Source organism: Oceanispirochaeta sp. (genome assembly GCF_027859075.1).
Taxonomy (GTDB): domain Bacteria; phylum Spirochaetota; class Spirochaetia; order DSM-2461; family DSM-2461; genus Oceanispirochaeta.
Genome location: NZ_JAQIBL010000274.1, coordinates 1 through 17,486, shown reverse-complemented (window position 1 = coordinate 17,486; position 17,486 = coordinate 1). Strand labels below are relative to the sequence as shown.

Sequence of the window (17,486 nt, the reverse complement as noted above, 5' to 3'; positions counted from 1 at the left end):
GGCGGGGGCGGATTCAGCGGTGGAGGCGGAGGCTTCGGCGGCGGAGGAGCTTCGGGAGGCTGGTGACAGTCTACCAGCCGTATTCACTGTAATGCACGCCTTTCCTGATGAGACTGAGGGCTTCCCGGATATAGGGAATCATATTGTCAGGAAGGTGGTTTAAAGGGAACCAGGAGAGATCAGAGCATTTCTCCGGTTCTCGATTTTTAATTTCTCCCTCCCAGAAATGGGACACGAAGAAAACATCCACCCGTACGGAATCATCAGATTTTCGATGCATAATATGGGACGTTTTTACATGTTCGGGATCGAGGCGGATACCAGCTTCTTCCAGAGCCTCTCTGTGCAGGGCCTGGCTGAAGGATTCATCCTTTTCCACATGACCGGCGATGAAGCTGTAATCTCCATCCCCAAAGCCGGTATTCTGTCTTTGAAGGAGTAGAACTTCCTCCTCTTTCAAGAGTACAAGATAGCTGGCCGGAATGTTCGTAATCCGGCTCATAGAAAAATCATCCCTGCCGCAGCTGCAGCGGCCACATAAAATACGGGATGAGCCTTCCATTTCACATAGGCGGCAACTATCAAAACAAACAGGATCAGTGTCGCCGGGTCGAATAACTCTCCCCACAAACCATTCTCCCGGAAGGTTTGAATGGGAAACACCGCGACCGTGAGAACGTTGAAGGCTGCCGTGGCTATGAGACCGGTCACCGCCGGTCTGAGGCCGGATAGAGCCGACTGCACCAGAGGTTTCTCATTAAAATGAAAAAAATACCTGGCTATCAGGATAATAATAATCAAAGAGGGGCTGACCAGACCGAAGGTAGCCACCAGCGATCCAGCAATCCCGGCGTAATCCCATCCTATATAGGTGGCCATATTGACACCAATGGGACCGGGAGTTGATTCGGAAACAGCGACCATATGAAAAAATTCTGCCTGGCTGAACCATTGTCTCTTCATCGCTTCATTCTGCAGGAGGGGAAGGGCTGCCAACCCGCCGCCGATGGTGAATAGACCAATTTTAAAGAAGATCAGATAAAGGGTCAGGAAACTCATTTCTTTCTCCGTTTCAGAATAGGGATGACTATTCCAAGGAACGCCGAGAGTGCCACCACGGGGATAGGAGAAATGCCTCCGAACCCGACGGCTAGAAAGGCCGTGAGGCAGATGAGAAATCCCGGGATATCCTTCACTGTTTTTTGAGCAAATTTCCACACAGAAAAGATGAGCAGAACCGCGACTGCTATATTTACACCCTTCAGGGCTTTCTGTACCAGAGGAACTTCGTTGAAGTTCCTCAAAAATGCGGCTATCAGAATGATGATGATCAAAGAGGGGCTTACCATTCCCAGGGTGGCGGCAATGGCACCGGGAATCCCAGCCGTTTTATATCCGACAAAGGTTGCCGTATTGATAGCGATGATTCCGGGAGTAGATTGGCCGATGGCATAATAATCCAGGAGTTCTTCTTCTGTGACCCATCTTCTTTTTTCTGACAGTTCTCTATCCAGCATGGGAAGCATGGTGTATCCACCTCCAAAGGTGACCGAACCAATTTTAAAAAAGAGGAAATACAATTCATTTAAATGAATTTTAGGACTGTCCATTTGTCTCCTGCTCAAAGAGTTAAATAATAATGATGGATTGCCAAAATAAGAACTGCCGGCTTGAAAGAAGCCGGCAGGGATGCATTAAAACTTGTGTTTATAGGCCAGGGCCACACGGTGAATCTTCACAAAAGTAGATTCATAGCTCCGGGTTTCATAGTAGTTGTCATGAATGGTGTCATCGCTGTAGAGTCTGTCAGTTTTTAACTGAACCAGAGTTGTGAGGCTGTTCTTATCATCAAATGTCACATTGACAAGAGGACCGAACTTGACTTCAACAAAGTCTGAACCCCAACCCTTTTCATCCATGGTGGACATGTCTTTAACATCGCCCAGATACTGCTCTGTTTCCACCATAAAACCAACCATGTCGACCAGCAAGGGCATCTGATAGCCCAATACATAGGTTCCCAGGAACATATTGCCGTTGAAGTTTTCTCCATCGTCGGCCTTCCACTGCCAGGCATCATTGTCTCCCGCGGCCGTGAAATACATATTTTTCAGTTTTCCGCTGGCCACAACAACCACATGATTCCACTCTCCGGGAACAACTGCGGCCATATCAAACTGAAAAGTACCGCTCATCCAGGTTTCCATTACGGCTCCGGGAAAGGGATCGCTTTCGGGAATCCCGGTTCCGTCATTATTCAGCCCGATGCCGTTGAACCCCAGTCCGGCCCAACCGGAACCGATTGAATAACCGGCTCCAAAATTTAAAAAGGCGATGGGAGTGATCACAGCCTTGGCCTGAGCATAGGCCACAACCGGGGCCAGGTATCCCCTGAATCCGAATTGTACATTGTTGCCTTTAGTGAGAGGGCCGCTTCCCTGGAGGAAGGGAACTGTAATGGTATGATCAAGATAAACCTGAAGCTCCACAGAACCCCAGCCACTGCCTAAGGGCCGTCCTTCATCTAAATCGTCAGGGTAAGAGGATGATGGGACCTCAATGGGAGAATAATGGGGCCATGTAAATCCGTTATTTGCATTCTTGCCATCGTTGTCGTCCAAATAGTAGGCGAATTCGACTCCCCAGCTTGATTGCTGGGTTATTTCTTTGGCTGATATGAAGGCGACAGAAATTATAAAAATTAAAAGTACCACAAATTGCTTTTTCAATTGAGCATCTCCTCAGACTGATAGTTCTCATATCATATACTGAATGATCTTTGTGGTAAATCAATATTTTCCTACTATGAAAATCAGTCCTTCCAGTCGACCATTATTTTTTCATCCCCCATTTTTTCCCTGGCAAGGGCTGCGAGGTTCAAAAGTTCTTTCTTGCAGCAGTCTACGGTCTTTCCCTTATTGAGACGTTTCACAAGTTCATCGGAGAATTCTTTTACTGTGATTTGTTTTTCAGACATAAATAAGCCTACCTTTCTTTTTATCTTCAAAGTCAATTCTAATGCACTCTCTCCCAACATTCCAATTTCTTTTATTTGTTTATGAAAGAGATCTTCTTGCCTTAATCCAGGGGAGGTATAATAAGGTTTGTTTCACCTGGAACCGTTATATCATCATAAACTCGTATGGCAGTCAGTTTGTCTTTTTGTTCTGTCAATCCATAGACTGTGCATCCTGCCATAGGTTCGAACTGTAGCTTTCCCCAACTATTGCAGATGTATTCGGCACAAAAATGTTTCTGATCCTGAAGGACGGCTGAGTGGGTGATGCCCAGGGGGCCGTCGGCCATGATCTTTATAAAAAATGCTTCCCTTGCTTCGGGACCTTGATGGATGAATCCCAGGCCGCTTGGTTCCTGTATGAATGCATTTTCTGTGAATAAAGCCAGAATTTTATTATAATCCTGCTTTGTCAGGTATGATATGTATTCATTGATAATCTCAGGTTTCCTCAGTTCAGCTTCGGGCCAGACAAGGGGAGCCCTGTAGCTGTGTCGACCGTTGATGGGCCATGTGCTGTGATATATCCTGATTTGGTCAAAGAGATCATCTTGAAGGTCCCCGATCAGTATGACGGGAAGATCTTTCTTCTCTCCGTTAATTTTGGCATAGAGTCTCAGCTCTACAGCTATGCGTTTTTCGTCCTTGATCTGAGAAACCAGTTCAACCGAGATCAGATGGTTTCGCATCCAGGAGCCTTCGTTATCCATCAGTTCCGCCAACCCGGCGTCACCCCTGAGAGAACCCGATAGGGGTGTGTCAATCCATGGCTGATCCACAAACATTTTCCTGAGGGTGGAGGTTTTTCCATCTGTCAGATTTTTGTAAAAACGGCTGAGTGAATCCGATGCATCCATACTTAACTCCTGCTATTTTAAAGAATAAACAATCATTGATTTTATATCAATATTTTTTTAAGCCGTATAGCTGACAGAACGCTCCATTTTCTCCTGGGGATGAATCACCTCGCGGATACAGGGCTGATGATCTGTATCCACAATGAGAATTGTTCCAGGATGCAGGAAGGGCCCCCCCCATAGAGCGCTTATGGGTTTTGAATCTAGAATTTTCAGAACCATTTTAATGATGACCGTATGAGTGACAATCAAAATTCTGCCTTCCATTTTTTTCAGGTCTGACAAAAAATCCTTCACTCTGATTTCCAGTTCCGCCATTGTTTCGGCACCATCGGCGGAAAATGACTCCGGATCAGTCCAGAACTTCTCCTGCGCTATTCTTTCAGGATCTGCCAATTCGGCATGTGTTTTCCCCTGAAGCAAGCCCAGACAAATTTCCTTGAGTCTGTCATCGTAGATAAGTCCCCGGGAACGGGGTGTCAGAAGTTTCAGGGTTGCCCTTGTTCGGCCCAGAGGACTGCAGAAGACTCTTTCAAAATCCACATCCTTGAGTTTCTCTTTTTGAAGAAGAGTTCTCAATTTTCCTGTATCTGTCAGAGCCGAATCCATCTGTCCCTGATAGCGTTTCTGGCGGTTCCAATCTGTTTCGCCGTGACGCATAATATACAATTCTGTCATAAGGCAAATCTTATAATCAATTAAAAGAAAAAAATAGCAGTTTTTTTCTTGTTTGATTCAATATCTGACTTTAATATTGAAGTATGAGCCGTTTTTTTATAATTCGGGGATTAAAAATCCCTGAGACTTTACATATTTCATTTTTAGAAAATCAAAACACTTTTAATCTCAGACAATTAAAAGTCCTGGTCTTTCTTTTGATTGGCATCTCAATAGTGTATATCATTCAAAATCGTTTTTTCCCTATGGATGGCATGGAGGCAAAATCGATTAATATGTACCTGACAATATTTGGTATGATTATAGCCTGCTCCCTATTATACCTTGTTCTCTTTTTATCCTTCAGAAAAATTGTTTCTGAGAATGTAAAAAAAATTCTTCTCTTCTCTTTTATCGCCGTCATAGAGGCGTCCCTGATTTTCCTGACCTTTCTGGATCTACACTTCAGCTATGATATTTCGGCTTATATTATTGCCTTGATGTATACATGTACTATCTTATGGCTTCTTCCCCGGGATTTTGCTCTCTTGTCCGGATGGACTCTCTTCCTGATGATCCTGTCATTGCTGATCCTCAACGACAGCATTGGTATTGAAGTCTATCAGGTCGTTCAGGTATTTATATTTTATGGCCTCAGCTGGGTGATGTTTATGAGCCTGAATTTTATGCGGACCGAAAATTTTATGAATAGAGCCACTCTGGAAGAGCAATACACTATGCTTGAGACCGAAAGTGCTACAGACCCTCTGACGGGGTTGTACAATAGAAGGCATATGAAAGAGGCGCTTTTAAGAGAGATGGCCCGCAGTGATCGTTCGGAGAATCCTTTCTGTATCGCCCTGTTGGATATCGATCATTTCAAGACTATAAATGATATCTATGGACATATTACGGGAGATGAAGTCCTTCGGGAACTGGCGGGGGTTCTCAGAAACTCGGTACGTCTTTCCGATAAGGTCTTCCGTTTTGGTGGTGAAGAATTTATGTTGATTCTTCCAGAGACCAAGGGAGCCGAGGCTCTGATCCTGGGAGAGAGAATCAGGACGATGATCGGGAGTTTCTCATTCAGCGGCGTCCGCAAAAAGATCACCATCAGCATGGGGATCTCCCAGAGTCACAAAGGCCTCTCTCTGGAGCAAATAATGCAGAGAGTGGATAAAAGGTTATATACGGCGAAACATACAGGCAGGAACAAGGTCATATGGAATCCCGATACATTGGGCCAGGAATAAGACATAATCCCGGTTTCTCCCTTATGATTATTGACCCGATATAATCCCTCTCATCTTTTTAATGGCATCAAAAACCAGAGGATTGGGAGGGTCGGTCTTATTGAATTCCTCTTCTGCCAGGTCAAATAAATCGAGGGCTTCATACTCCAATCCCTGGTAATGAGAGGCTACGGCCTGATGAAAATACAGATTTCCCATGACCTCAGGTCTTTCACCGTACTTTTTGAGTTGTGTCTCAAAGAATCCCCGGGTTTCATCCAGTCGTTGATGACTGAAAAAATACTGAATGATGGTGTTACAGGTTTCCGGGTTTTCCGGGTACAGCCCGAACAGATCTTCCGCCGATCGGCGGGCATCCTCATAGTTCTCCTGAGAGAGGTGTAATCTGATCAGCCGATCAGGAAAGCGGAAATCACCCGGAGACAATTTAAAGCCTTTATTCAGATAATCAGCGGCACTGTCCGTTCTGCTGCGGTATAAGGCGATTGTTGAAGCCAGAAAGCATGTATCAGCCTTATAGAGAGGGTCGGTATATAGATTTATGGCCAGTTCGGCATTGACTTCAGCCTGGGCCAAACGGTCCAGATTCAACTGGGCAATGGCCAGGTTCTGATAATAGGCGGCATCTTCCCGATCATAAGCCATGGCCTGGGTTAAATGTTCTGCAGCCTGATCCCACTCTCCTTTCAGCAATTCTGTATGAGCCAGTTTGGCATAAATATCCTCAGTCTCCATTCCCAGTGAAAGGGCTTTTTCAAAATTTTCCTGAATATGATTCCGAAGATCATCTTGAGTTTCATTCCAGGTATCTCCATAAAAGGACAGGACTTCATTGTAAAACTCTCCCAGCCAGTAGTAGAGTTCGCCTCTATCAGGACTGCCCTGCAGAGCCATTTTCAACCCGCCTTCCGGATCAAAGAGTTTTAATTCATAGTTGTTCTGTTGTTTTCTTAATTCCAATAGATTTTCGTCTCCTTCCAAATCAGTAAAGGCAAACATACCGTGCCTGTTGGTCAGCACAAAGTAGCGGAGGCATAGTTCGGTCTTTTTGATTATCAGATCTGCAAAATCAAGAGATTCGGCATGTTCATGAAGAAGAGTCCAGGCGGATTCATATTTTTTATCTTCAATGAGATTATCCACATTGTTGAAGACTTCTTCAGCAAGGAGGACTTCCTGGGAGGATGTGTCAGATGCATGAACAGTGAATGATGTCAGAATCAGCAGAATCAGGAGTATCAGATTTTTTACAGGGGTCATAAACCATCCTTGGATTTGAGTGACATCAGTATATCCTGTCCTTTATTTCTTGATAAGCTCCTGAATCCTGATAGCTTTCTTGAAAAGTATTTGCCTTGACAAGTCCTGAGATTCGGTACAAAGTTTCACTAATTAAAAATCATAACAGATGAGGACGATTACCAGCTTGAGAGCATTGCAGAAGAAAATCTGTCAATATAAGGCAGTGGATGATGATGAGATCAAACAGGTCCTCTCTCTTGGTCCAGATGTTTATATTCTGCTCCTTTATAATTCTTCTCAACATGTCTGGACTCTGATAGAAAACTTTGATGGGATGGAACGGGGAAAGCTGGTACTGAAGAATCTGAACTCGGGATCCTCTGAATCAATCCCCTGCAGACCGGTTGTTTTATTTGCCTTTACAGATATGTCCTTCGGAATCCTCGCGGGAGAAGAAATCCATATTTGGGATAATTTCAGAACAAAACCCCGAAAAGAGATGGTCAGGATGAATTCCATAGAAGACCATGCCTTTTTTGGCTCCAATCCTGTCCTTTTTATACGAACCATGGCCAACGGGTCCTTGCTTATGGCTCATAAGACAGTTTTTCCGGAAGCTTATTTCTTTTCAATTGCAGTACAGAGGCTGGAGGGTTATTCCTTTTTTCAACGTGGGGTTTCTTTGGAAGCAGAAGATTACAGGCATTTAGATTATATAGCTACCGTGCCCTGCATCATGGATATGATCCCTCAGGAAGAAGACATCTTTATCCATACCCCAGGAAGTTACAGGAACTGGCAGAAATACCCTGTAGAAACATCACTCCTTATAAAATTGAATCAGAGTGGACAGGTTTTACAGTCCAGAAAAGTGGAAAATGGCCGGGGTTGTTTTTCCAGGGATGGAAACTGTCTGATGATCAAACCCTTTGAAAATGATTTTTTGTTGTATTTCTATAATCTATCAGAAGACAAATCAGTCCAGTTCTCACTGGATGAAAATACTCACTGGACACCCGGTAATGAAGAAACGAGATTTATCATTACCGATAAGAGGATTGCCGCCTGGGATCAAAAGAATTTTATCCTTTCACATCTCTATAATATGCCCGATTGGTTTTCTCCGTTTCAATCACGGTCAGAGTCTGCTGGTTGATGGAAGATATGAAATCGAAGGGGAGTGATTTTGAATCTCTAAACCCGCAAAATATTATTGATACAGTTGAAGGTCAGACCGAATTGTCTTTCCTCCCTCTGGTCCAACCTCTTCCCAGTTATATCAATCGTGTTTATGAACTGAAGAGTGATGATGGGGATCGCTTTGTTGTTAAATTCTACAGACCTGACCGCTGGTCCGACGAGGCCATACAGGAAGAACATGATTTTATGGAAGACTGCGGTGAGATGGACATTCCTCTTGCTCTTCCTGAATATCTTAAAAATGAAGAAACCATAGGGAAAACTAAAGACGGCCTCAGTTTTGCCCTTTTTCCCTATAAAAGCGGACGGCTCTGGGAATTTAGAGAAGATGAAGAACAATGGTACCGCCTGGGGCAGCTTGTCGGTAGAATGCACAGCGCCGGAGATAAGGTAAAAGCTCTTCATCGGCCCCGACTCCATCCGGGAGCCACTTTTATCAAGGATTGCCAGGATCTTTTAGAACAGATGCCCACCCGCAGGGCCGGGGAGTTCGAGTCTGTAGTCAGAAATATTTCTGATATAATTACTCCCATGTTTGACAATGTGGAAGAGCTTCGTATCCACGGTGACTTTCACTGCGGCAATATACTGGACAGAATGGAAGAAGGGCTTATGATCATCGATTTTGATGATATGGCCATGGGGCCGGCGGTTCAGGATTTCTGGCTGCTCCTTCCCGGGCATGCCTCTGCCTGTCGAAAAGAGTTTTTCATGCTCCTTGATGGTTATCAGGAATTCCGCTCTATGGAGTCTTCCAGCCTGGGTCTGGTGGAGCCACTCAGGGCTATGCGTATGGTGTATTTTCTGGCTTGGTGCGGCCGGCAGAAAAATGATTTTAGTTTTCAGAAACACTATCCTGGTTGGGGGAGTGATTCTTTCTGGGAGATCGAAATTCGGGATCTGAGGAATCAGTACAAGGAAATCCTGGATTTTAATGAAAACACATGAGTGACTTTCTTGACATTTGCCGGGTCTTTCACCATATTTAGTTTACAAGTTTAGACGGAGACGAGTAACTGTCCCCCGGGTCTAGAGAGAGGCGGTCCATTGGTTGGAAGATTGCCGATTCCGGATCAGTGAAAACCCCTCCCGAGCTGCTTCCCGAAAGGAAAATTTTCAAATTTAGGAAATATTCCGACTAGATGAAGCCGAAATCCCGCGTCAAGGGAGAGCTGAGAGCGCCTTCTGCAGACACACACTGGCAGGGGCGAAGTAAGGTGGTACCGCGGAGAACCCTTTTGTTCTTCGTCCTTATGCTGAAATTAATTTTTTAGTGACAGGACGAAGCATGAAAGGGTTTTTTTATGCCGTTCTGAAACGGAGGTACGGATTATGAATAGCAAAGAACAGAAAAAGCTGGAAAAACTCCAGAAACTACGTCACTCCATGGCCCATGTCATGGCCGGGGCTGTCCTGAAAATTATGCCGGAAGCCAAGTTCGCCATCGGCCCTGCCATCGAAAACGGATTCTATTATGACTTCGATCTTCCCCGGAAATTGACAAATGAAGATTTGGAAAAAATCGAAAAGGGAATGCAGGAGATCATCAAAGATCAGGTGGGTTTCGAGAGGGACGTTCTCAGTCGATCTGAGGCTTTGGAACTGTTTAAAGATCAGCCCTATAAGATGGAACTGATTCAGGAATTCCCGGAAGATGAAGAAATCTCTATTTATAAAATGGGTTCTCATTTTACCGATCTGTGCCGGGGCCCTCATGTGGAAGATACCAGCCGATTGAACGCTCAGGGTTTTAAACTCCTTTCCATTGCCGGAGCCTATTGGCGGGGTGATGAAAAGCGTCCCATGCTGCAGAGGATCTATGCCACCGCCTTCGGTGATGCCAAGGCTTTGAAGGCTCATATGGAGTTTCTGGAAGAGATGGAAAAACGCGATCACAGACGGGTGGGGAAGGAACTGGATCTTTTCAGTCTTCACGAAGAAGCCGGTCCCGGTCTTGTATACTGGCATCCCAAGGGAGCCCGTATGAGGGTTACCATCGAAGACTTCTGGAGAAAAGAACACTATAAAAACGGCTACGAAATGGTCTTTACACCTCATGTAGGAAAATCATGGCTCTGGGAGACCTCAGGACACCTTGATTTCTACAAGGAGGGCATGTATCCCAACATGGTCATGGACAATGCGGACTACTACGCCAAGCCAATGAACTGCCCCTTTCATATCATGATCTACAACAATGGAAAGCACTCCTACAAGGAGCTTCCTTTCCGCTGGGCCGAGTTGGGAACGGTTTACCGGTATGAACGATCCGGAACCCTTCATGGCCTTCTCAGAGTCCGTGGATTTACCCAGGATGATGCACACCTGTTCTGTACACCCGATCAGATGCAGGACGAAGTCTCTGAGGTTCTGAGGTTCAGCCTCTCCATGCTGAGAGCTTTCGGATTTAAAGAGATACAAGCTTATTTGTCAACACGCCCCGAGAAGGCTGTGGGAGACCCTGAACGCTGGGAGGCGGCTCAGGAATCTCTGAGACAGTCTATTGAAGCAGAAGGGCTGGACTATGAAGTGGATGAAGGGGGCGGAGCTTTTTACGGTCCTAAAATTGACCTGAAGGTGAAGGATGCCATTGGCCGATCCTGGCAGCTTTCTACTATTCAATTTGACTTTAATGAGCCCGAACGTTTTAAAATGACCTTCGTTGATAAAGACGGTCAGGAGAAACGACCCTATATGATCCATCGTGCCCTCCTGGGTTCTCTGGAAAGATTTTACGGTGTTCTCATCGAAAATTACGGTGGGGCCTTCCCTGTGTGGCTGGCTCCTCTGCAGGTCAAAGTCATACCTGTGAGTGATAAATTTGATGCCTATGCCAAAGATGTGGAACAGGCTCTGAGAGCTGCAGACCTCATTGCTGATTCAGACCTTTCGGATGACCGGATGAATGCTAAAATCAGAAACGCCCAGAACCAGAAGATTCCTTATATGCTGGTATTGGGTGAGAAGGAAATGAATGAAAAATCGGTCAGCATCCGGATACGTACGGGTGAACAGTTAAACAGCATTCCTCTGAATGATGCCATCAGTATGATTCAGGAAAAAATAGTCAAAAAGGAAATGCCCTAATTTATTAAAAAGAAGTTTTTCGGGACTTTTTTCCTTTTTGATAAACAATTATTGATTGACAGTGTTCATATTATCATTATTATGTTCTAATAGATAAAAGAATACTAAAAAGATAGGGGTTGTGATATGAACAGAATTGTTATATTAGGTGGAGGATATGCCGGAATCCATGCAGGAAAGCTGCTTCATAAAGCATTCAAGAAAAACAAGGATGTTGAAATCACTCTTATTGATAAGAATCCATATCATACCCTGATGACCGAACTTCACGAGATTGCCGGTGGCCGGGTAGAGCAGCACGGCTGTGTAAAAATCTCTTTTGATAGAATTTTTTCAGGAAAAAAAGTAAAGGTCATTCAGGATCAGGTTACGAGTCTGGATGCGGATAAACAGATTCTTAAGTCTGATACGGCCAGCTATGAGTATGATTATCTAATCATGGGGACGGGTGCAGAATCTACTGATTTCGGTATCCCCGGTGTGAAAGAACACTCCTTACCACTCTGGTGTTATCAGGACGCCCTCGATATTAAGGATCATATCCGGGAAATGTTCCGGATGGCTTCCTATGAGAAGGATCCTGAGATCCGGAAAATGTTAATGACTTTTGTTGTTGCAGGTGCAGGATTTACCGGTGTGGAAATGGTCGGTGAACTGATCGAAAAGTTGCCCCTCATGTGCAGGGACTATAAAATAGATCCAGAAGAAGTACGCCTTATCAATGCGGAAGGTCTTGGAAATATCCTCAATATGATACCGGAAAAACCACGGATCAAAGCCCAGCGTTATATGGAGAAAAAGGGTGTGGAAATCATGCTCAATGCTCTCATCACCAAGGCGGAGAAGGGTTCTTTAACCCTGAAAAACGGTACTACCATAAAATGCGGTACTCTCATCTGGACCTGTGGAATCAAGGGCGGTCAATTCGGAGTGGATACGGGCCTGAAAATCGGTCATGTTGACAGACTCAAGGTCAAGGCGACCATGCAGAGTGAAGAGCATGAAAACCTTTTTGTCGTGGGTGATGCCCAGTGGTTCATTGAGAATGAGAGACCCGTGCCTCAGATTGTTGAAGCAGCCGAGCAGACCGCTTCAGTGGCGGTTCACAATATTGTCTCTAAAATCAACGGGATCGATAAGGAATATACATTTAAATCCAATTTCCATGGGTTTATGGTTTCTATAGGCGGCCGATATGCGGTTTCACATACTGGTGGAGTCTCTCTTTCCGGTATACCTGCTATGACCCTGAAACATCTTGTCAATGTCCTTTATCTGCATTCTGTCAGCGGTGTGAATGGCTGGTGGAAGTATATTCAGCATGAAATTTTTGATATGAACGAAGGCAGAACCCTTGTGGGTGGATTTATCAGTAATCATATACAGTCACTCTGGGCTTTTCCCCTTCGTCTTTGGCTGGGTCTTATGTGGCTTATAGAGGGGCTGAATAAAATCGGGGAAGGATGGCTTCAGTTTGATCTGGGTTCAAAATCTGGATGGATGTTCAGCCGTGGTATTGTTCAGGCAGGATTTGGAACACCCGCATCCTATGATCCGGGAGCAGCGGTTGCTGCTTCATCGGATGGAGCAGCAACTGTGGTTGCAGAAACTGCTGATGCAGTGGCTGCCGCCAGTGAAATAGTGGAAGAGGTCGCAGCAACAGCCACAGATACAGCTGTTCATGTCCTTGGTAAGCTGTGGGATACAACGGGTCTTGTCCTTAAACCTGACAACATCGTGGTGACCTGGTTCCGGGAAACCTTTATGGATGGGATGGCAGCATACCTGCCGTTCCAGCTTTTTCAGACAATGGTCGTTTCTGTGGAAATTCTCATTGGGTTGGCCCTTATTGGCGGACTCTTTGTGTTTCCCGCAGCAGGAGTATCCATCATCATGTGTTTTGTTTTCATCTTCTCCGGCTTTTTCAGCTGGGAACAGATTTGGTTTATCTTTGCAGCTGTTATGATGCTCGGAGGAGCCGGCAGGGTTCTGGGACTGGATTATTGGGTCATGCCCTGGCTGAAGAAGTGGTGGAACGGCACAACTCTGGCTCATAAAACCTATTTTTACTTTGGAGAGCCCCGGAATAAGAAGGGGAAGAACTGATTGACCCGGACATTTACATATCTGGAGGAGGAGTCATCATTGATGGCCCCGCTTCAGCAGGTACTTCAAAAAATTGATGATGTTGTTCAGAAGAGTCCGACACTGATTCGCGGCGACCTGGAAACACTCACTAAAAGACCGGGAAAGCTTTTAAGACCCGCCTTCTTTCTACTCTGCGCAGAAGGCGGAGATGCCGAACCCTCTGATCTTATCGCGGTTGCCGCGGCTATAGAATTGCTGCATATTGCCTCTCTGGCTCATGATGATGTCCTGGATGATGCCCTCAAGAGGCGGGGGAATACGACATTGTACAGGAAGGAAGGCGCAAAGAGAGCCATTCTGGCTGGTGACTACCTTTTGTCCCAGTCACTCCGCCTTTCTTCTTCCCATTTCAGCGAATCTCTTGTTCCCTATATGACAGAGAGTCTGGAGCAGCTTTGTCTCAGTGAAATCGATCAGGATTCCAGTACCGGGGATTTTTTTATCAACCGGGATCGGTATTATAAAAGAATAAGCGGGAAAACTGCTGAGCTCTTTGGCTTGTCCTGTTTTACAGGGGCATTGATGGGGGGCCGGAGTCCTGAGGTGCAAAATGAACTGTATCACATGGGTCTTGAATTCGGTATGGCTTTCCAGATCAGAGATGATATCATGGACTATACCGGGGATTCTCGGAAAATGGGCAAACCGGCAGGAAATGATCTGAAAGACGGTATACCGACATTGCCCCTGATTCTGGCTCTGGAAGAAGAACAGCCTGTGTTGAAGTTCCTCTTGAGGCAGCCATTTCGAAGCATAAGCACAGCTCTCATCCGATCAATGATACTCAGAGGAAAATACACGGATAAAGCATTTCTTATATCAGAAGAATACACTTCCAAATCCTTGTCTCTGTCAGAGAGAGCTCTCAGCCCCGAAGCTTTTAAACAATATAGTAATCTCCTCTTTTCACTTCAGAAGACAGCTCAGAAAAGACCTTAAGAGTTATTCTTTCCAAAAATCCCATTCTATTGGATAATAGAATCTATGAACTCAGATCGTGCTATTCAGGATATTAAAATAATAGAACAGTCCATTAAAGATCTGGAACATATCCTGGCTTTATTGAGTTGGGATCAGGAAACTGGAATGCCTGAGGCTGCTGCCGGGGACAGGGCCCGCCAGATGGGAATGATACAGGATAAATTAACCCTGCTTCTTCAGGACCCCGGCTGGCCTGAATGGCTTTCTTATCTGCAGGAAAACGGGGATGAGCAGGTGCAGATGTGGTACCGCCTCTTGAACCGCAGATATAAGGAATATCAGGTTCTGCCACCGGATTTTATGACACGCTTTGTGGAGGCCGGAGCTCTGGCAAGAGAAAGCTGGCTCAAAGCCAGAGATAAGGATGATTTTCAAATCTTTGCTCCCGCCCTGAAGTTTATGGTCACCCTTCTCCAGGAGCGTTGCGGGTACAGTGACCTTAAAGACGAACCCTATGATGTTTTGCTGGATATATATGAACCAGGGATGAAGGCTTCTGTTATGGAAGTGTTATTCGATAGGATGGAGAGTGATTTATCTCCTCTCATAGACCTGGGAGTGAAGAACACCAGCACTCTGGATTGCCTTCACGGGCGGAAGATCCCCCTGTCTGTTCAAAAGAGAATCAGCGTGAGAGTCCTGGAGGATATGGGATACGATTTCAAGGCGGGGCGACTCGATTTTTCGGTACATCCCTTCACAACAACTCTGGGTTCCAGAGATATACGAGTCACTACTGCTTTTGATGAGAATGCTTTTTTCAGTGGCTTGTCCAGTACCATTCATGAGGGCGGACATGGCTTGTATGAACAGAATCTTCCTCCCGCATGGTATGGGACCATTGTCTCTGAAGCCTGTTCCCTGGGATTCCATGAGTCTCAATCCAGGCTATGGGAAAATATCATTGGCCGGTCCCAGGCTTTTTGTGTCTATCTTAAAAGGATTATTGAGCAGGAAATGTCCAATCAGAATAGGGATATCAACATCGACATCGACATTGATGAGCTTTTCCAGAATATGAACCGCGTAGAGAGAAGCCTCATTCGTGTTAATGCGGATGAGTTGACATATAATCAGCATATCTTTTTGAGATTCCGGCTGGAAAGAGCCCTTATTAATGGGACCCTTCAGGTGGATGATCTTTCGAATGCATGGGATAACGAGAGTTTCAAACTTCTGGGTATTCAAAACCAGAATGATCTCAGCGGGATTCTTCAGGATATTCACTGGTCCAGCGGAGATATGGGGTATTTTCCAACCTATACTCTGGGGAATCTTTATTCTGCACAAATCTGGAAACAATTAAGGCATGATTTGAGGGATGTTGACTTTCAGATAGAACAGGGTCAGTTTGGTGATATCCTGAAATGGCTCAAGGAACACATTCATTCTAAAGGAGCCCTCTACTCTTCAACAGAGTTGATGAGGTCACTCAGTGGTTCCGATCCGGACTCCTCCAGTTTTATAGATTATCTGGAGGAAAAACAAAAGGAACTGTATGCTTGAGGATTCACGTTTCTGGCTGGCTCTGGTCCTCTATTTTCTCTCCTCAACCATCAGTGGGGTTCACTGGAGCAAATTCAGGCATAAAAGATACATATTACCAATAGTCTATTTCTGTATAAGCCTTTTTTGCTCAGTGGGTCTCTGGCTGAGTATGTCTTCTGGAGTCACAATGCCTGGTGTTTTCTCCCTGTCCAATGCTGCCGCTGTTCTGCTGGGCTTGCTTTGCGGGATCTCATATTATACTTTCCCCTTGTTATTCCTCTTTCCTTTCATCCTGTCATTTTCCTTGAAGGTCCCTCTGACAAATTTTCATACAGAGGAACAGATGTTCCTGGGAGAACTTCAGTTTTTTCCTTCCAATGAAGGATCCCTGTCTCTTCAGTGGACTAGTTCTGATAAAGAAGAACATATTATTCAGCTTAAAGGCGAAAAAGCGGCTGTTGTTTTTGTAAAAAGGGATGTTTCTGAGGGGCTCTTTTTTCTTGAGAGTAGAATCGAAGCCCTTGGTATCCTGTCCAGACCCGTATCCATGCCTTTATCGGAGCTTCCGGAAGAAAGCAATGAATGGTTCTACTCCTTGAGAAAAGAAGACTTCAACGATTCAAAGATTTATCAGTATTCATACCCGGGATTAAAATTCCTTAAATCCGGATTCTTTGATACATGGTCCTATCTGTTTGTAGACGAACAGGTCCAACTCATCAGAAAATAACACTGTCCAGCTGTATAACTGCAATAATTCATTCCGGATGAGTTGACATCAGTGGTGACCCAAAATACTATAAACCCATGACATTACCAAACAAACTTACAGTGGGACGGATGATTCTGTCTCCGATTTTTTTCATTCTCTATGTATTCACAGTGATGGGAGAATCCATTCTTTTAAAGGGGATGATCGCCCTATGGATCATTCAGATTGTCAGTGAAGTCTCAGACGTTCTGGACGGATATATTGCCAGAAAACATAATATGGTTTCCGACATGGGGAAAATTATGGACCCCTTCGCCGATGTCATCAGCCGGGTGACCTATTTTGTCTGCTTTGCATTCACCGGGTTAATGCCCCTCTGGGCCTTAATGATAATACTTTGGAGAGAGTTCTGTATTATGTTCATCCGTATGGTCCTTGCCAAAGAGGGTACCGCACTGGCTGCTAAATGGGGGGGGAAGGTAAAAGCAGTTTTCTATTTTATTTCCGGTATCTTCGGCCTCTTTGTATTAACCATGAAATCACTTGGAAGCCTGGAATTTATGACAGAACTGATTTTAGTTTCACAGGTATTGTTTATTCTGGCTGCCGTCAGTTCCCTGCTCTCCTTCCTTGAGTACTTTCTTCTCTTCCTTAAAACAGAAACAATGAAGCAATTCATTAAGGAGTAGCGTTTTAAGAAAAAAATGGATATTTTTTCCAGATATCTGTTGACAAAAAATGGGTATAAACGTTATATTCACGGAGCGTTCGGGTAATCAGCCTGAATCGCTCGGAACTAAAGTGATTTTGCTGAATAAGCAGATCACTTGCTAATTGTTCTTTTA

General features: G+C 44.9%; 17 protein-coding genes. 9 read left to right on the top strand and 8 right to left on the bottom strand.

Annotated elements, in window-relative coordinates; genetic code table 11:
* Window positions 1-70 precede the first annotated feature (70 nt).
* From PF479_RS15250 to PF479_RS15220, 7 genes are all read right to left on the bottom strand, one after another.
* Window positions 71-502 (bottom strand): NUDIX domain-containing protein, encoded by a 432-nt coding sequence (locus tag PF479_RS15250; protein ID WP_298008135.1) that lies wholly within the window; start codon window positions 500-502, stop codon window positions 71-73.
* Window positions 499-1,059 (bottom strand): chromate transporter, encoded by a 561-nt coding sequence (locus tag PF479_RS15245; RefSeq protein WP_298008133.1) that lies wholly within the window; start codon window positions 1,057-1,059, stop codon window positions 499-501. The genes PF479_RS15250 and PF479_RS15245 overlap by 4 nt, the downstream gene beginning before the upstream one ends.
* On the bottom strand, window positions 1,056-1,610 hold the full coding sequence (locus PF479_RS15240; RefSeq protein WP_298008131.1) for a chromate transporter: 555 nt from the start codon (window positions 1,608-1,610) through the stop codon (window positions 1,056-1,058). Before PF479_RS15240 ends, PF479_RS15245 begins: the two co-directional genes overlap by 4 nt.
* Before the next feature lie 84 nt (window positions 1,611-1,694).
* Window positions 1,695-2,729, bottom strand: coding sequence for a hypothetical protein (locus PF479_RS15235; RefSeq protein ID WP_298008129.1), 1,035 nt, complete (start codon window positions 2,727-2,729; stop codon window positions 1,695-1,697).
* Between the two features lie 83 nt (window positions 2,730-2,812).
* Window positions 2,813-2,977, bottom strand: coding sequence for a hypothetical protein (locus tag PF479_RS15230; RefSeq protein ID WP_298008127.1), 165 nt, complete (start codon window positions 2,975-2,977; stop codon window positions 2,813-2,815).
* Window positions 2,978-3,078: 101 nt separating this feature from the next.
* Window positions 3,079-3,873 (bottom strand): hypothetical protein, encoded by a 795-nt coding sequence (locus PF479_RS15225; RefSeq protein ID WP_298008125.1) that lies wholly within the window; start codon window positions 3,871-3,873, stop codon window positions 3,079-3,081.
* A 57-nt stretch (window positions 3,874-3,930) separates the two neighbouring features.
* Window positions 3,931-4,551 (bottom strand): histidine phosphatase family protein, encoded by a 621-nt coding sequence (locus PF479_RS15220; protein ID WP_298008124.1) that lies wholly within the window; start codon window positions 4,549-4,551, stop codon window positions 3,931-3,933.
* A gap of 275 nt (window positions 4,552-4,826) precedes the next feature.
* On the opposite strand from PF479_RS15220, the gene PF479_RS15215 reads away from it, so the two are divergent.
* Window positions 4,827-5,783 carry a GGDEF domain-containing protein gene (locus PF479_RS15215; RefSeq protein ID WP_298008122.1) on the top strand — a complete coding sequence of 319 codons (957 nt, stop codon included), beginning with the start codon at window positions 4,827-4,829 and terminating at the stop codon, window positions 5,781-5,783.
* Window positions 5,784-5,810: 27 nt separating this feature from the next.
* Here PF479_RS15215 and PF479_RS15210 read toward each other — a convergent pair whose 3' ends face one another.
* Window positions 5,811-7,043, bottom strand: a complete 1,233-nt coding sequence (locus tag PF479_RS15210) for a hypothetical protein (RefSeq protein WP_298008120.1) — start codon at window positions 7,041-7,043, stop codon at window positions 5,811-5,813.
* A gap of 166 nt (window positions 7,044-7,209) precedes the next feature.
* Here PF479_RS15210 and PF479_RS15205 point away from each other — a divergent pair, with 166 nt between their 5' ends.
* From PF479_RS15205 to pgsA, 8 genes are all read left to right on the top strand, one after another.
* A complete protein-coding gene (locus PF479_RS15205) occupies window positions 7,210-8,181 on the top strand; it encodes a hypothetical protein (protein ID WP_298008119.1) in 972 nt (323 codons plus the stop codon).
* An 8-nt stretch (window positions 8,182-8,189) separates the two neighbouring features.
* A complete protein-coding gene (locus PF479_RS15200) occupies window positions 8,190-9,173 on the top strand; it encodes a serine/threonine protein kinase (RefSeq protein ID WP_298008117.1) in 984 nt (327 codons plus the stop codon).
* 384 nt (window positions 9,174-9,557) lie between these two features.
* Window positions 9,558-11,312, top strand: coding sequence for a threonine--tRNA ligase (gene thrS / locus PF479_RS15195; protein ID WP_298008115.1), 1,755 nt, complete (start codon window positions 9,558-9,560; stop codon window positions 11,310-11,312).
* 126 nt (window positions 11,313-11,438) lie between these two features.
* Window positions 11,439-13,418 carry an NAD(P)/FAD-dependent oxidoreductase gene (locus tag PF479_RS15190; protein WP_298008112.1) on the top strand — a complete coding sequence of 660 codons (1,980 nt, stop codon included), beginning with the start codon at window positions 11,439-11,441 and terminating at the stop codon, window positions 13,416-13,418.
* Window positions 13,419-13,460: 42 nt separating this feature from the next.
* On the top strand, window positions 13,461-14,399 hold the full coding sequence (locus PF479_RS15185; RefSeq protein WP_298008137.1) for a polyprenyl synthetase family protein: 939 nt from the start codon (window positions 13,461-13,463) through the stop codon (window positions 14,397-14,399).
* Between the two features lie 45 nt (window positions 14,400-14,444).
* Window positions 14,445-15,947, top strand: a complete 1,503-nt coding sequence (locus PF479_RS15180) for a carboxypeptidase M32 (protein ID WP_298008110.1) — start codon at window positions 14,445-14,447, stop codon at window positions 15,945-15,947.
* Window positions 15,948-16,116: 169 nt separating this feature from the next.
* The gene (locus PF479_RS15175; RefSeq protein WP_298008109.1) at window positions 16,117-16,659 is read left to right on the top strand and encodes a hypothetical protein; all 543 of its coding nucleotides are present in this window, start codon (window positions 16,117-16,119) and stop codon (window positions 16,657-16,659) included.
* A 77-nt stretch (window positions 16,660-16,736) separates the two neighbouring features.
* Window positions 16,737-17,330 (top strand): CDP-diacylglycerol--glycerol-3-phosphate 3-phosphatidyltransferase, encoded by a 594-nt coding sequence (gene pgsA / locus PF479_RS15170; protein WP_298008107.1) that lies wholly within the window; start codon window positions 16,737-16,739, stop codon window positions 17,328-17,330.
* The last annotated feature ends 156 nt before the right edge of the window (window positions 17,331-17,486 follow it).

Bases quoted from the DNA above. Each gene is read 5' to 3' on its own strand.
- PF479_RS15250 (WP_298008135.1), bottom strand. From the start codon at position 502: ATGAGCCGGATTACGAACATTCCGGCCAGCTATCTTGTACTCTTGAAA.
- PF479_RS15245 (WP_298008133.1), bottom strand. From the start codon at position 1,059: ATGAGTTTCCTGACCCTTTATCTGATCTTCTTTAAAATTGGTCTATTC.
- PF479_RS15240 (WP_298008131.1), bottom strand. From the start codon at position 1,610: ATGGACAGTCCTAAAATTCATTTAAATGAATTGTATTTCCTCTTTTTT.
- PF479_RS15230 (WP_298008127.1), bottom strand. From the start codon at position 2,977: ATGTCTGAAAAACAAATCACAGTAAAAGAATTCTCCGATGAACTTGTG.
- PF479_RS15225 (WP_298008125.1), bottom strand. From the start codon at position 3,873: ATGGATGCATCGGATTCACTCAGCCGTTTTTACAAAAATCTGACAGAT.
- PF479_RS15220 (WP_298008124.1), bottom strand. From the start codon at position 4,551: ATGACAGAATTGTATATTATGCGTCACGGCGAAACAGATTGGAACCGC.
- PF479_RS15215 (WP_298008122.1), top strand. From the start codon at position 4,827: ATGTACCTGACAATATTTGGTATGATTATAGCCTGCTCCCTATTATAC.
- PF479_RS15210 (WP_298008120.1), bottom strand. From the start codon at position 7,043: ATGACCCCTGTAAAAAATCTGATACTCCTGATTCTGCTGATTCTGACA.
- PF479_RS15200 (WP_298008117.1), top strand. From the start codon at position 8,190: ATGAAATCGAAGGGGAGTGATTTTGAATCTCTAAACCCGCAAAATATT.
- thrS (WP_298008115.1), top strand. From the start codon at position 9,558: ATGAATAGCAAAGAACAGAAAAAGCTGGAAAAACTCCAGAAACTACGT.
- PF479_RS15190 (WP_298008112.1), top strand. From the start codon at position 11,439: ATGAACAGAATTGTTATATTAGGTGGAGGATATGCCGGAATCCATGCA.
- PF479_RS15185 (WP_298008137.1), top strand. From the start codon at position 13,461: ATGGCCCCGCTTCAGCAGGTACTTCAAAAAATTGATGATGTTGTTCAG.
- PF479_RS15180 (WP_298008110.1), top strand. From the start codon at position 14,445: ATGAACTCAGATCGTGCTATTCAGGATATTAAAATAATAGAACAGTCC.
- PF479_RS15175 (WP_298008109.1), top strand. From the start codon at position 16,117: ATGCCTGGTGTTTTCTCCCTGTCCAATGCTGCCGCTGTTCTGCTGGGC.
- pgsA (WP_298008107.1), top strand. From the start codon at position 16,737: ATGACATTACCAAACAAACTTACAGTGGGACGGATGATTCTGTCTCCG.